At 68.0% G+C, this 12908-nt stretch carries 13 protein-coding genes; 3 read left to right on the forward strand and 10 right to left on the reverse strand.

Annotated features, from left to right (window positions below; genetic code table 11):
- Positions 1–65: 65 nt before the first annotated feature.
- A complete protein-coding gene (gene speB, locus ACVBEQ_RS01010; RefSeq protein ID WP_447151544.1) occupies positions 66–1175 on the reverse strand; it encodes an agmatinase in 1110 nt (369 codons plus the stop codon).
- A 167-nt stretch (positions 1176–1342) separates the two neighbouring features.
- Here speB and ACVBEQ_RS01015 point away from each other — a divergent pair, with 167 nt between their 5' ends.
- Both ACVBEQ_RS01015 and ACVBEQ_RS01020 read left to right on the forward strand, forming a co-directional pair.
- On the forward strand, positions 1343–1837 hold the full coding sequence (locus ACVBEQ_RS01015) for an Lrp/AsnC family transcriptional regulator (protein WP_447151545.1): 495 nt from the start codon (positions 1343–1345) through the stop codon (positions 1835–1837).
- Between the two features lie 125 nt (positions 1838–1962).
- Positions 1963–3270 (forward strand): aspartate aminotransferase family protein, encoded by a 1308-nt coding sequence (locus tag ACVBEQ_RS01020; RefSeq protein WP_447151807.1) that lies wholly within the window; start codon positions 1963–1965, stop codon positions 3268–3270.
- 227 nt (positions 3271–3497) lie between these two features.
- On the opposite strand, the gene ACVBEQ_RS01025 is transcribed toward ACVBEQ_RS01020, so the two are convergent.
- From ACVBEQ_RS01025 to ACVBEQ_RS01040, 4 genes are all read right to left on the reverse strand, one after another.
- Positions 3498–3923 (reverse strand): nuclear transport factor 2 family protein, encoded by a 426-nt coding sequence (locus ACVBEQ_RS01025; protein ID WP_447151546.1) that lies wholly within the window; start codon positions 3921–3923, stop codon positions 3498–3500.
- A 59-nt stretch (positions 3924–3982) separates the two neighbouring features.
- Positions 3983–4900, reverse strand: coding sequence for a bacteriorhodopsin-like (locus ACVBEQ_RS01030; RefSeq protein WP_447151547.1), 918 nt, complete (start codon positions 4898–4900; stop codon positions 3983–3985).
- A gap of 126 nt (positions 4901–5026) precedes the next feature.
- Positions 5027–6016 carry a MerR family transcriptional regulator gene (locus ACVBEQ_RS01035; protein ID WP_447151808.1) on the reverse strand — a complete coding sequence of 330 codons (990 nt, stop codon included), beginning with the start codon at positions 6014–6016 and terminating at the stop codon, positions 5027–5029.
- Positions 6017–6383: 367 nt separating this feature from the next.
- Positions 6384–7094: a HEAT repeat domain-containing protein gene (locus ACVBEQ_RS01040; RefSeq protein ID WP_447151548.1), complete on the reverse strand. Its 711-nt coding sequence runs from the start codon at positions 7092–7094 to the stop codon at positions 6384–6386.
- Positions 7095–7462: 368 nt separating this feature from the next.
- Between ACVBEQ_RS01040 and ACVBEQ_RS01045 the strand changes: the two genes are divergently transcribed.
- Entirely contained in the window at positions 7463–7852 is a 390-nt protein-coding gene (locus ACVBEQ_RS01045) for a DUF2237 family protein (protein ID WP_447151549.1), read from the forward strand.
- Positions 7853–7906: 54 nt separating this feature from the next.
- Here ACVBEQ_RS01045 and ACVBEQ_RS01050 read toward each other — a convergent pair whose 3' ends face one another.
- The 5 genes from ACVBEQ_RS01050 to ACVBEQ_RS01070 form a co-directional block, all read right to left on the reverse strand.
- Positions 7907–8767 (reverse strand): HAD family hydrolase, encoded by an 861-nt coding sequence (locus ACVBEQ_RS01050; RefSeq protein WP_447151550.1) that lies wholly within the window; start codon positions 8765–8767, stop codon positions 7907–7909.
- A gap of 120 nt (positions 8768–8887) precedes the next feature.
- On the reverse strand, positions 8888–9772 hold the full coding sequence (locus ACVBEQ_RS01055; protein ID WP_447151551.1) for an ABC transporter permease: 885 nt from the start codon (positions 9770–9772) through the stop codon (positions 8888–8890).
- Positions 9769–10689 (reverse strand): ABC transporter permease, encoded by a 921-nt coding sequence (locus tag ACVBEQ_RS01060; protein ID WP_447151552.1) that lies wholly within the window; start codon positions 10687–10689, stop codon positions 9769–9771. Before ACVBEQ_RS01060 ends, ACVBEQ_RS01055 begins: the two co-directional genes overlap by 4 nt.
- Complete coding sequence (locus ACVBEQ_RS01065; protein WP_447151553.1) at positions 10689–11591, reverse strand: ABC transporter ATP-binding protein; 903 nt, start codon at positions 11589–11591, stop codon at positions 10689–10691. The genes ACVBEQ_RS01060 and ACVBEQ_RS01065 overlap by 1 nt, the downstream gene beginning before the upstream one ends.
- Positions 11592–11598: 7 nt before the next feature.
- Positions 11599–12789 carry an ABC transporter substrate-binding protein gene (locus ACVBEQ_RS01070; protein WP_447151554.1) on the reverse strand — a complete coding sequence of 397 codons (1191 nt, stop codon included), beginning with the start codon at positions 12787–12789 and terminating at the stop codon, positions 11599–11601.
- Positions 12790–12908: the final 119 nt, after the last annotated feature.

The raw sequence follows: 12908 nt of genomic DNA on the forward strand, positions 1-12908 counted from the left end.
GAGCCGGGGTGAGCCGCTCTCCACACGAGATCTGTGTGGGGAGCGGCTCTTTTCCTATGGATCGACTACAGGGCGCGCTCGTGCTCGCGGGAGTCGGCGGAACCGTCCGCGGAGGCCGCGGTGGTGACCGCCGTCTCGTGCACGCCCTCTGCCAGCGCCTGCACCCGGCCGGCCATCACCGGCGTCGATTCGTCCCACCTGATGCCGTCGGCGGCGTCGGCGCGGCGCCGTGCGATACCGGACAGCGTCTCCAGGACCACCCGGTTGCCGAGGATCGCGGTGATGTCGGCGTGGTCGTAGGGCGGCGCCACCTCGACGATCTCCAGCCCGACCAGCGGGACGTCCCGACCGATCCGGCGGACCGCGTCCAGCAGCTCGCGGGCTGTCAACCCTCCCGGTTCCGGCGTTCCGGTGCCTGGTGCGGTGCCCGGATCGACGACGTCGATGTCGACCGACAGGTACACCCCGTCGGTGTCGTCCATCGCGATGGCAATCGCCTCGGTCAGCACCTCGTCCAGGCTCCGACGCTGGATCTCGGCCATCTCGTAACAGCGCATGCCCTGCTCGGCCATCCACAGCAGCTCGGGCGGTTCCGGCCAGTAGCCGCGCAGGCCGATCTGCAGGAAACGGTCGCCGCGGACGGCGCCGGATTCGATCACCCGGCGCATCGGCAACCCGTGTCCGTAGAGCGATCCGAACTGGATGTCACCGGTGTCGGCGTGCGCGTCGAAGTGGATCACCGAGATCCGGCCGTATCCGAAATGCTCTGCCATGGCGGTGATGTCGGGCATCGCGACGGTGTGGTCACCCCCGAGCACGACGGGGATCTTGCCGGCGGCCGCGATCGTGTAGACCGCTGCCTGCAGGTTGTCCAGCGCCGCCTTGGTCTCGGTGGGCGCCATCTCGACGTCCCCCGCGTCGACCACCCCGAGGTCCAACAACGGGTCGACCCGCAGCGACAGATGCGGTCGGGATCCGGTGTGCTCGGAGTAGTCACAGATCCGCAGCGCGAGGGGACCCATCCTGGCGCCGGACCGGTAGGAGGTGCCGGAGTCGTACGGGGCACCGACGATGACGGCGCTGGCGTCGGCGTAGCTCGCCGGATCGGCGAGGTCGCACCGGGGCACCCCGGTGAAGGTGACGTCCGGGCCGTACATCGCGCCGTATCTGGGCATGACTGGATGTTCCTCTTCACGTCTCGGGTTCGCGATCCATCCGCATCACGCGTTCCGGCGGGACACGAGATCGACACGACGAATTTCGTTGTTCGGAACACTATCGGCTACGGATTCCCTTGCGCAACGATCGCAGGCGCTGTCAGGATGCTCAGGTGCCGCATCGGATGCCTGTCGACAGTCCGCTCGCCGAGCCGGGCGCGCCGACCGCCCGGCAACCGCTGGACGACGTCTCGAAGAAGATCATCGAGCAGTTGCAGGAGAACGGCCGCCGCCCCTACGCCACCATCGCGGCGTCGGTGGGACTGTCCGAGGCAGCGGTCCGCCAGCGCGTGCAGCGCCTCGTCCGTGACGGTGTGGTGCAGATCGTGGCCGTCACCAATCCGCTGCATGTCGGCTTCACCCGGCAGGCGATGATCGGCATCAGGGTCGACGGGCACCTGGACCCGGTGGTGCAGGCCGTTTCCGCGCTGGACGAGGTGGCCTATGTGGTGATCACCGCTGGCTCGTTCGACGTGCTCGCCGAGGTGATTTGCGAGGACGACGGCCACCTGCTGCACATCATGAACCACGCCATCCGCACCATCGAGGGTGTCCGGTCGACGGAGACCTTCGTGTACCTCGAACTGTCCAAGCAGACCTACACCTGGGGAACCCGATGACCGCCACCCTCCCGTCCGCCGCACACTCCGCCGATGCCTCAGCCGATACCTCAGCCGAACCGGGGGCCGGCTCTGCCGGATCGGGAGGCTCGCCCACCGATCACCTGTGGCTGCATTTCAGCCGGATGGGCTCCTACGACACGACGCCGGTGCCGATCATCGAGCGCGGCGAGGGTTGCTACATCTGGGACACCAACGGCAAGCGCTACCTCGACGCGCTGTCCGGGCTGTTCGTCGTCCAGGCCGGGCACGGTCGGGAGGAGCTGGCCCAGGCTGCCGCCGCGCAGGCCCGCAAGCTGGCGTTCTTCCCCATCTGGTCCTACGCGCACCCCACCGCCATCGAGCTCGCCGACCGGATCGCCGCGGCGGCGCCCGGCGATCTGAACAAGGTCTTCTTCTCCTCCGGCGGCGGCGAGTCCGTCGAGACGGCCTGGAAGCTGGCCAAGCAGTACTTCAAGCTGACCGGCCGGCCCGGCAAGTACAAGGTGATCAGCCGGGCCATCGCGTATCACGGCACCACCCAGGGTGCGTTGTCGATCACCGGTGTCCCGCCGTTCAAGCATGCGTTCGAGCCGCTGGTTCCCGGCTCGGTGCGGGTGCCGAACACCAACTTCTACCGGGCACCCGATCTCGTCGCGCACGACGAGAAGGTGTTCGGCCGGTGGGCCGCCGACCAGATCGAGGAGGCGATCCTGATGGAGGGCGCGGACTCGGTGGCCGCGGTGTTCGTCGAGCCGGTACAGAACGCCGGTGGTTGCTTCCCGCCGCCGGCGGGTTACTTCGAGCGGCTCCGCGAGATCTGCGACGAGCACGACGTCCTGCTGGTGTCCGACGAGGTGATCTGCGCCTACGGCCGGCTCGGGACGATGTTCGGCGCGCAGAAGTTCGGCTACCAGCCCGACATCATCACCTCCGCGAAGGGCCTGACATCGGGCTATTCACCGCTCGGTGCGGCCATCATCTCCGACCGCATCTTCGAACCGTTCAGCAAGGGCACCACCACTTTCCCGCACGGCTACACCTTCGGCGGGCACCCGGTGTCCTGCGCCGTGGCACTCGCGAACCTCGACATCTTCGAGCGTGAGGACCTGCTCGGGAACGTGCTGCGCAACGAGAACGCCTTCCGGGCAACGCTCGAGCGGCTGCTGGACCTGCCGATCGTCGGCGACATCCGTGGTGACGGCTACTTCTTCGGCATCGAACTCGTGAAGGACAAGGCGACGAAGGCGACGTTCACCAAGGAGGAGAGCGAGCGCATCCTGCGCGATTTCGTCTCCACCGCGCTGTTCGACCGCGGGCTGTACTGCCGGGCCGACGACCGCGGGGACACCGTGGTGCAGGTCGCGCCGCCGCTGATCAGTGGCCAGCGGGAATTCGACGAGATCGAGTCCATCCTGCGGTCGGTGTTCACCGACGCGTGGGCACTGCTGTAGGGATCAGCAGCTGTAGGGATCAGCAGCTGTTGGGATCAGCAGCTGTAGGGATCAGCAGCTGTAGGGATCAGCAGCTGTAGGGATCAGCAGCTGTGGGGATCAGCACCCCTTGTGACGCAAAGGGAGACGCCGCCACCCCGGGGCGGAGGTGGCGGCGTCCATATGGACCGTCATGCCGGTGCGGCCGCACTCCCCAGCACGATTCCGCCCGCGATGACGATCGCGGCTCAGATCTTCTCCACCCCGACCAGTGAGCTGTGGTAGCGGGATTCCTTCCACACGCCGTCGACCCGTTTCCAGATGATCGTGGCGATGACGCCGAACCTCAGCTTCTCCTCCTCGGCGATGAAGGTCTGATCGAAATCCACGACGCTGTAACCCATGTCGCCGCTGACGACCGATTCGTAACCGGTGATCTCCGACCAGGTCTGCGCACGCAGGGCATCCAGTTGCGCGAACAGACCGGTGAACCACTCCTCCCAGCCGGCGCGGTCCCTGATGATCAGGGACCCGCCGGTGGTGGTGATGTCGACGATGCCAAAGTCGTCGTCGCACATCGCCGAGAGGGTGCGGAAGTCGTGGTCGCGGACGCAATCGAGAAGATCCAGGGTCAGGCCGTAGAAGGGCTTGTCCTGCATGGTGATTGTGTTCATCAGGTCACTCACTCTCTTCGACGTGTGGGCTCGCAGCCTGCGGTCCAGAACGGGCGCGGTCATGCCGGGATCGGCCGCTGGTCGGCAACGTCCGAGCCGTTGCTGGTTCCGTTGCCCGAACCGATGGAAGAGCCGGTGGCAATCGCGGTGGACGATGCCTTCGCGGCGAACTCGTCGTCGTAGGTCGCCGGGTCGTCAATCCTGCTCTTGATGCGGGCGACCTGGAAGATGAGCAGACCGAACGCGGCCTTCGCCAGGATGTCGGCAACGCTGTAGCCGACCTGCCTGAGGACGAAACCGTCTGCACCGCCGAAGAACTCGCCGCCGATGATCGGGAAGGCGTAGGCGATGGGGTACACGCACCAAAGCACGACCAGCATGACCGGCAACAGCTTGGTCAGCCGGCGCACCTGAACGGGCTGCCGGTCCAGCGACCGGGACAGCTCGACGAACAGGACGTACACGATGTAGAGGAACGGCAGCGTCGCGATGATGCCCCAGATGATCCGGGCGGTGTCCGTGGTGGCAACCTCCCCCGGGTAACCGAGCACGATCATTGCCGTTGCGGCAGGAATCAGCTTCACCAGCAGTGAGCGCTGCGCAGCCCTGGCCAGTGCCATGACGGCCACCGTCTCGACCAGCAGCAGGGGCACGGTCAACAGCCAGTCGACGTACCGGTACGCCTCGTTGAAGACCACGTTCGACAACTGGTGGTCGGCCGTGACAGTCGCCCCGGCGGGGTAGCTCTCCTGGAAGTTCGTGAAGATCCGGAAGTAGTGGTACGCCGCGATCCCGCAGACGATTGCGGAGATGACGACGGCATTGCGGTAACGGGGGGCTACCCGTCTCTGTGACATCACGAGGTAGAGCGCAGTGAACAACATCGACGCGATCACGAGCGAGAACACGTTGTAGACGATGTCGTACTGGCCTGCTGTGAGGGACGTGATGTTCACGGCGAATTGGTCGATGCCCATGACAACTCCCTTTGGGAAGCGGCCTTTCAGCCGCTCGGGGCGCTCACCGATGGTTCGGCGGGTCACTGTCCGGTATACGCCGGATCGCACCCCGTCGTCAAACTTGTGCAAGTTTCAGCGTCGCCCTCAGGGGGAGCCGGAGCCGCCCGAACGTCGTGCCCAGGCGGCGGTCAGCAGGGCGACCGCCTCGTCGAGGCTCCGGCACAGCGTGGCCGGTCCGGTGTCCAGTCCTGCCCAGCCGGACCCGCCGATCAACAGCACCAGTCGCCGATGTGCGGCCCGCACCGTTGCCAATCCAGCTGCGGTCTCGCTGTCCGGCAGGGACATCCACAGCAGCACCGCAGGTGCGCGGGTCAACCGGGCCGTCGCGGCAAGCGCAGGCAGTGGTGTCCGCGGCCCGAGGAAGCGGACCGGTACCGCCCGCTCCGCGAGCGCGGCACGAACGGCATGCAGGGCGAGGACATGATCCTCGCGGGGACTGCCAGCCACCACCACCGGAGAGTCTTGTGTAGGTTTCGGAAGCGTCGTGATGTAGTTGGTGAATGCCGTCGTCACGGCTTGGGTGAGCAGGTGCTCGACCTCGATACCGGTGCCGGTGCGTTGCCAGTGATCCCCCGCGGCGACAAGCACGGGGCGCAGCAGTTCGTCCCACGTGACGATGGTCCCCTGCCGTTGGAGTGCGGCGACAACCGCTGTTGTGACAGCACCTTCGTCCAACCGGCTGGCTGCCCGGGCGAGTCCGCGAACCTCTCGATTGGCGCCCGGAACGGCCAGCACGGACCCACCCGGACCGCCGCGCCGGCCGGCGGATGCGGTCGGACTGGCAGCGGTGTCATCGGGCGGCGTCTCACCAGGCGCAGCGCTGTCGGGCGGCGCGTTCCCCGGGGTGACGCGACCGGTCGCGGTGTCGCTCATCACCTCCGCGGCGGCGGCCGACGGGTTGACGCCGGACACCACGGACTCCTGCATCCGCCGCATCCGGTCGAAGTCCTCATCGGTGTACCTCCGGTGCCCACCGGCGCTCCGCGCCGAGGCCGTCAGGCCGTAACGCGACCCCCACATCCGGACGGTCGACGGCGCGACTCCGAGACGCCCCGCCACCTCACCGACCGACATGTCCGCCACGTCCCGATCATGGCACGGGCCCGGATCCGGACCGCCCCGGCAGAACCCACGGTGGCACCGCAGAGCCGCGATTCCACCTCCGCGGAAAACCCGACGGGCCGCTAGCCGCCGAGGTTGCGCCGATGAGCCGAAATCGAGCGGTCGTTCGACGCGCTGCCGATCGACACAACAGTTGCCCGCCACTACGTCGGCTGGCGGCCGCGGTGGTGGCCATCGGCCGGCAACCGAGAGCGGGTCATGGATCTGTTGATCGCCGCGACAGCGGTGGCGTTCGATGCCTCGCTGGTCACCCGCAACCCATCCGACCTGGCGGGGCTCGACGAGCTTGTGGACATCATCACGGTGTAACTGGGAGCCCTCAGCCTTTCTCACCCACTGCAGCGACGGCCTTGGCGAACCTGGCCTTCTTCCGATTCTCCCGAACGATCCAGTCGATGTCCTTGTCCTGCAGAGCTTCCAGCCGCTGGAACCTCGGGAGTCCCGCATCCGGGTCGGCCGCGACGACCACGCTCCAGCCGTACCCCAGCGCCTGCCGGAGCGTCCGCACCGCCGGGTTCCTGCGCTGGGCGGCGGGAATCCGGCCGAGATCCGCGGTGATTCGGTCGAGAAGATCGAGAGCGCGACCCGCATAGACTCTGTCCCGCAACAGTCTCGGCTCGCAGACCGCGGCAACCGCGGCGCGTCTGACCAACGGGTCCGGATCGGTCGCCCACTCCTCGGCGAGCCGGAATCCCCTCTCCGGGTCGTCATCGCAGGCACGTTGCACCGCCATGGCCGCGCCCTCCCGCACCCGCCAGCGCTCGTCCGCAGCACATCCATACAGCAGCTCGAGATGCCCGTCGTCACCGGCGCCGAACAACCTGCCCAGCGCGACAACGCCGCAGACGGAGGCGAACTCGTCTCCGGTGGCGACCAGTGCGAGCGCCCTGGCGAGGTCAGCCTCCTCACCGCAGGCGGCGACCAGCTCGAGATTGCCCCGCGGGCCGGGCAGACCACTGTACTCGGTGAGGTACGGCAGCCAGTTGTCCAGACCCCGCAGGGCCGCGCGGTGGTCGCCGATCTTGCTCATGACAGTCACGCCTTTCCCCTCGAGCAGCGGGCCGGCAGTCACGCGACCGGCCGGGCGCGGCCGCCGGCAGCCTGCGTCAGGACGCCGTCGGGTTTTCGACGGCATCAACCCTGCGCCGACTGCCGATCGGCGTCCAGTGTCGAAGGACCTACACCGGTCTCGCGGGCGGCAACCGGTTGGCCGGCAATCAACCTCACGGCGATGTGGCTGCGCCGCAGGCCATTTCGCATCGTCAGCGATGGCGGTCCAACGCTCGGGGCCGGTCCGGGCGGCTGCGTGAACATGCGCATAGGACCCTTCCCGGTGCGGCCCAACGGTGGGGGCCGGTCCGGGCGGCCGCGTGAACATGCGCATGGGACCCTTGCCCGATGACGGAACTCAACGTGCTCGGGGATGAGCTCGAGCCGTGCGGGATCGACCCGCTGACCGGCTTCTACCGGGATGGGCTGTGCGCCACCGGCCCCGAGGACGCCGGCCGGCACGTCGTCTGTGCCGTCGTGACTGCCGAGTTCCTGGATCACCAGCGTTCGGTCGGCAACGACCTCAGCACCCCGCTGCCCCAGTACCGCTTCCCCGGACTGGTGCCGGGCGATCGGTGGTGCGTCGTCGCGGTGCGCTGGCAGCAGGCCCTCGAGGACGGCGTGGCCGCACCGGTCGTGCTGGCCGCGACGCACGCGCGGGCGCTGGACATCGTGTCGATGGAGGACCTCCGCCGGCACGCGGTGGATGTGCCGCCCGATCTCAGCTCGCTCGACTGACTTCCGTCGGCCCCTGTTGGCTGAGCGGAATCGCCTTCGCCGGCCAGGGCCGACTCAGAACCAGCGTTCCAGGATCTGCGCCACCCCGTCCTCGTGATGGTGAGCGCCGACCTCGGTGGCGATGGCCGCCACATCGGGATGGGCGTTGCCCATCGCCACTCCGAACCCGGCCCAGTGCAGCATCTCGAGATCGTTTGGCATGTCGCCGAACGCGATGACGTCCTTGCGGTCGATCCCCCAGCCGGCGGCGAGCTCGGCCAGCGCCGTGCCCTTGTTGACACCGGCCGCGGCGACCTCGATGAGCCCGTCGTCCGTGGAGTAGGTGATGTGCACGCGGTCAGCGGCGGCACTCCGCGCGGCAAGGGCCAGCGATCGTGAATCGCCGGTGCCGCGAACCAGCAGCTTCGCGGCCGGCTCCGACAGCAGCACCGACCGGTCGGCCCGCTGGAAGTATCCGAAGGCCCACGGGTGGTTGTAGTGCTCCTCGGCGAGGCACGCCTGGATGGTCGAGCCGAGCCGCTCGACCGCGATGGCGAACTCGTCGGTCTGGTGCTCCAAGGAACCCACGAACTCCTGCATCGTGCCGGCCGTCAACGGCGACGACGCGATGATCTGCTCGGCGGCGATGTCGTAGACGATGGCGCCGTTCATGCAGACGGCCGTCCCGGTGAAGCCGGCCTCGATCACCGGGCCGAGCCACCAGACCGGCCGACCGGTGGCAATGACCACCCGCGCCCCGGCGTCCTGCGCGCGGCGCAGTGCATCGATGTTGCGCTGGCTGACCCGGTCACCGGTCTCGTCGAGCAGCGTTCCGTCCATGTCGGTGACGACCATCGCGGGAGGCGGACCGGGATCGGGCCGCGTCGGGTCGACGCCGTTCACGGGCGCCGGCGAGGGAACTGAGGAGATCGTCACCCGGATATTGTCACCCGCCGCACCGACAGCCCCGAACGACAGCAGTGTCCGGCCCTTGAACACTGGGCGAAGTATGCCGTTATAACCAATTCGAGCGGCCTCTTGTGATGCGAACGGCCGTCACTGCTTGCCGGCGTTCGGTCCCCACTTGGTCAGCACGGCGGCCTCGATGATGGTGGCCACGGCGTACAGGATGATCGAGCTCATCACCGCGAACACCACGATCGTCCAGACCCCGCCGTAGTTCCCCGAGCCCTTGTAGCCGCTCAGCACGCCGCCCATCCCGTCGAACCCGACCAGCCATTCGGCGAGCATCGCGCCGACGATCGCGCCCGGCACCGAAATGCGGACGGACGCGAAAAACTGCGGCAGCGCCGACGGCATCCGCACCTTGGTCAGCTGGGTCAGCGGCGAACCGCCGTTGACCCTGACGACGTCCAATGCCTGGGGTGACGCTCCGCGGAGGCCGACGACGATGTTCACCAGCGCCGGGAACAGCACCACGATGGCCGCGATGACGGCGATACCGACGTTGCCCTGACCGAACATCAGCAGCAGCACCGGCGCCATCGCGACCAGGGGCACGGACCTCAGCAGCATCGCGATCGGCATGAAGGCGAACTCGAACGGCCGGTACAGCACGAAGCCGACGGCGATCGCGGTGGCCGCCACCATGCCGCTGACAAAGCCGATGCCGGCGTCCAAGAGCGTCGTGCCGAGCGCCGCGAACGCCTCCGCCCGCGCTTCCTCCGCCGTCAGGGAGGCAGGCCGCACGCCCTTCGGCGGCTGATCGGAGAACAGGTAGCTCCAGACGTCGATCGGCGTCTTGCCGACGAACGTGGAGACGTCGAAGATCCGCAGCAGAGCGGCCCAGATCCCGACCAGCACCACCAGTGCGACGACCACCGTGATGACGGCGGTGAGCACCCGGCGCCCGACGACGGATCCCGCCGACGTTGCGACCGGGTCCGCCGTAGCGTCGGGTCGGGCGAGGACGGCCGTCATGACGACCCCGGCGCATCGGCGCCGGTGGTCCACGGCGTGACGATCCGGGCGACCAGGCCGACCAGCAGGAAGCCGACACCAGCGATACCGCCGCAGACCAGCGCGAGGTACCACAGCTGCGGCGCGTCGGACTGGGTCTGCGCGGCGATCAGTGCCCGGCCGATCGTCGAGTCGCCGCCGCTGCCCAGGTATTCCGCCAGGACCGCACCGAGAAACGCTGCAGGGGCGGCGATCTTCAGAGCGGCGAACAGGCTGGGCAGAGCGGCGATCAGCTGTACCTTGCGCAGCATCGTCCATTTCGACCCGCCGTAAGCCCGCACCAGGTCAAGGCTCGTCCGGGGAGCCGCCCGCAGGCCGAGCAGGCAGCCGACCACGGTCGTGAAGAACACGCTCAGTGCCGCCAGCGCCACCGACGCGCCGTTCGGTGACGTCCGACCGGCGACGATCACCAGGATCGGGCCGATCGCCACCAGCGGGATGCAGTAGGTGACGATCGCGATCTGGTTGACGATCTCGGCGAGGAACGGCAGCAGCAGCACGAGCACCGACAGCGCGATCGCGGCCAGGTTGCCCCAGATGTAGCCCTGGACGGCGGCCATGATCGTCGACGACGCGTTGTTCCAGGTGGTCTGCCACTGCTGCGGGTCGAGGAAGAGCGAGAACACCTCTCCGGGACTGGGTATCGCGTTGCTCTCCTGGTACAGGGTCTGCGACGCGATCCACCACACCACCATGATGCTCACGGTGCCGATCAGTCCGCCCACCCAGGACGGGGCACCGTCCCACCACCGCTTGCGGGTCGCCTCCGGGTGCGCGGTCGCCGTCGGCGCCGAGAAGGCCCGGGCGCCGAGCAGCGCCTTGTCCTCCTCGACATCCATCTCGACGTCGAGGTCGCCCCGGTGGTGCTGGTCGGTCATCAGGCTTCCGCTGCCGTTGGTTCAGCGCCGGCCGTGCCGAACAGGATCTCGGAGAGCCGGTCGGCGTAGGCATGGAACTCCGGAGCGCGCATCATGTCCGGCGTCCGCGGTCGCGGCAGATCGATCGGCACCACCTCGGTCACCCGACCCGGCCGCGGGCTCATCACCGCGACCACGTCGGACAGGAACACCGCCTCCGAAATGCCGTGCGTCACCATCAGTGTCGTCGCCGGCTTCTCGGTCCAGATCCGCAGCAACTCGATGTTCAATCGCTGACGGGTCATGTCGTCAAGGGCGCCGAACGGCTCGTCCAGCAGCATGACGGTGGGCTTCACCACCAGGCAGCGGGCGATGGCGACGCGTTGCCGCATCCCGCCGGAAAGCTGTGCGGGCTTGGCGTTCTCGAATCCGTTCAAGCCAACCAGCGAGATCAGGTCGTCGATCAGACCGGGCTCCGGCTTGATGCCGGCCACCTCCAGGGGCAGCCGGATGTTGCTCGTGACGGTTCGCCACGGCAGCAGCGCGGCCTCCTGGAATGCGATCCCGAGTTCGTGGTTGCGCTGAATCTGCATGGTTGACTCGCCGTTGATCAGCGCCCGGCCCGAGGTCGGCGTCTCGAGCCCGGCGAGGATCCGCAGAATCGTCGACTTACCGCAGCCCGAGGGCCCGAGCAGTGACAGGAACGAATTCTGCTTGGTGCCGAGATGCGTGTCCGACAGCGCGGTGACCGTGTTCTTGCCGAGGCTGAACGTCTTGCTCAGGCCCTGGATGTCGATGCCGGTTGCCGCCCACGGCTCGGCGCTCGGGTCCGTCGTCGAGATCGCGGTGCGGTCCCGCGCGACGGGCGCCGACGGCTCCAGAACCGCCTGCGGGGCAAGCGTTTCACTCGGTGACTCGGTCATCGGCCGCTCATCCCGTGATCAGGCTGGGGTTGTCGGCATAGATCTCGTTCAGCATGGACAGGTCGAACAGGTCCGTTGCCGCGATCGTGATGCCGATGTTGCCCAGCGCAGTGATGATCTGGTTCTGCAGGTCTTCGGTCAGGGTGAACAGGCCGTTTGCCTTGGTGTCCTCGGAGACGATGAGGGCGTTCTGTGCCTCGGCCTGCTCCGTCTGGCCGGCCAGGTCCAGCTTGAGGTCCTTGCCGTAGACCTCGACCGCCAGCTTGGCAGCACCCGCCGGGTCGGCGACCGCGTCGGTCCAGCCGAGGATCTCGGCGACCAGGAAGGCCTTGAGCATGTCCCGCTTGGTGTCGATCGTCTCCTGCAGCACGGTAAAGGTCTCCGAGGTGAGCGGCAGGCCGTTCTCGGCGAAGGACAACGTCACCGGCTTGAATCCCTGGCTCTTCACCAGGAACGGCTCGTTGGTCAGGAAGGCCATGAAGCCGTCGACGTTGCCCTCGGTGAGCGGCGTCGGCTCGTACTGCACGACCACCTGGGTGAGCGAGGCCGGGTCGACGTTGTTCGCCTTCAGGAAGCCGTCGAAGATCTGCTGGTTCGTGCCGGCCTGGATGCCGATCTTCTTGCCGGCCAGGTCGGCGACGGTCTTGATCGGCTTGCCCTCCTCGAGGCTGAGGATGCAGAACGGGTTCTTCTGGAAGGTGCTGCCGATGACCTTGAGCGGGGCGCCCTGCTCGCTGATGAAGCGGGCCGTCGCGTCCGGCGCGGAGATGCCGACGGTGATGTTGCCGGCGGCGACCAGGGCGTCGGCACTGTCGACCGGCCCGCTGACCAGGTCGACCTTGGAAAAGCCCGCGTCGGCGTAGTAGCCCTTCGAGTCGGCGAAGTACTCGCCGCCGAACTCGATGTTCTTGATCCAGGACAGCTGCACGGAGATCTCGCCGTTCGAGCCGGGAGCGATCGCCGTTGACGCGGCCGATCCTGCGGCGCTCGATGCGGCCGCGCTGGATCCAGCGGCACTGGATCCGGCGGCGCTGGATCCAGCCGCCGCGCTCGTGGAGCTGGTCGCCGCCGGTGTCCCGGACCCGCAGGCGGCCAGCCCGATGCCCGCGGCGCCGAGCCCGGCCAGCCGCAGGAACGACCTCCGGCTGGCCAGGCGGGCGGCGATCTGCCGGGCGGACTGCGGGTCGACTGAGGTCATGTGGTTGCTCCTGGCTACTGGGTCGCTGATGCTGGTCGGTCGTGCAGGTCGGTCATGCGGCTCGTCATGGGTGCGAGCCGGTTCTGCGGCGCTGCTGTCGCGGCGGACCACCCCGGCAC

Source organism: Nakamurella sp. GG22 (genome assembly GCF_052976845.2).

Bases quoted from the DNA above. Each gene is read 5' to 3' on its own strand.
- ACVBEQ_RS01060 (WP_447151552.1), bottom strand. From the start codon at position 10,689: ATGACCGACCAGCACCACCGGGGCGACCTCGACGTCGAGATGGATGTC.
- ACVBEQ_RS01020 (WP_447151807.1), top strand. From the start codon at position 1,963: ATGGGCTCCTACGACACGACGCCGGTGCCGATCATCGAGCGCGGCGAG.
- ACVBEQ_RS01040 (WP_447151548.1), bottom strand. From the start codon at position 7,094: ATGAGCAAGATCGGCGACCACCGCGCGGCCCTGCGGGGTCTGGACAAC.
- ACVBEQ_RS01045 (WP_447151549.1), top strand. From the start codon at position 7,463: ATGACGGAACTCAACGTGCTCGGGGATGAGCTCGAGCCGTGCGGGATC.
- ACVBEQ_RS01025 (WP_447151546.1), bottom strand. From the start codon at position 3,923: ATGAACACAATCACCATGCAGGACAAGCCCTTCTACGGCCTGACCCTG.
- ACVBEQ_RS01065 (WP_447151553.1), bottom strand. From the start codon at position 11,591: ATGACCGAGTCACCGAGTGAAACGCTTGCCCCGCAGGCGGTTCTGGAG.
- ACVBEQ_RS01070 (WP_447151554.1), bottom strand. From the start codon at position 12,789: ATGACCTCAGTCGACCCGCAGTCCGCCCGGCAGATCGCCGCCCGCCTG.
- ACVBEQ_RS01015 (WP_447151545.1), top strand. From the start codon at position 1,343: ATGCCTGTCGACAGTCCGCTCGCCGAGCCGGGCGCGCCGACCGCCCGG.
- speB (WP_447151544.1), bottom strand. From the start codon at position 1,175: ATGCCCAGATACGGCGCGATGTACGGCCCGGACGTCACCTTCACCGGG.
- ACVBEQ_RS01035 (WP_447151808.1), bottom strand. From the start codon at position 6,016: ATGTCGGTCGGTGAGGTGGCGGGGCGTCTCGGAGTCGCGCCGTCGACC.
- ACVBEQ_RS01030 (WP_447151547.1), bottom strand. From the start codon at position 4,900: ATGGGCATCGACCAATTCGCCGTGAACATCACGTCCCTCACAGCAGGC.
- ACVBEQ_RS01055 (WP_447151551.1), bottom strand. From the start codon at position 9,772: ATGACGGCCGTCCTCGCCCGACCCGACGCTACGGCGGACCCGGTCGCA.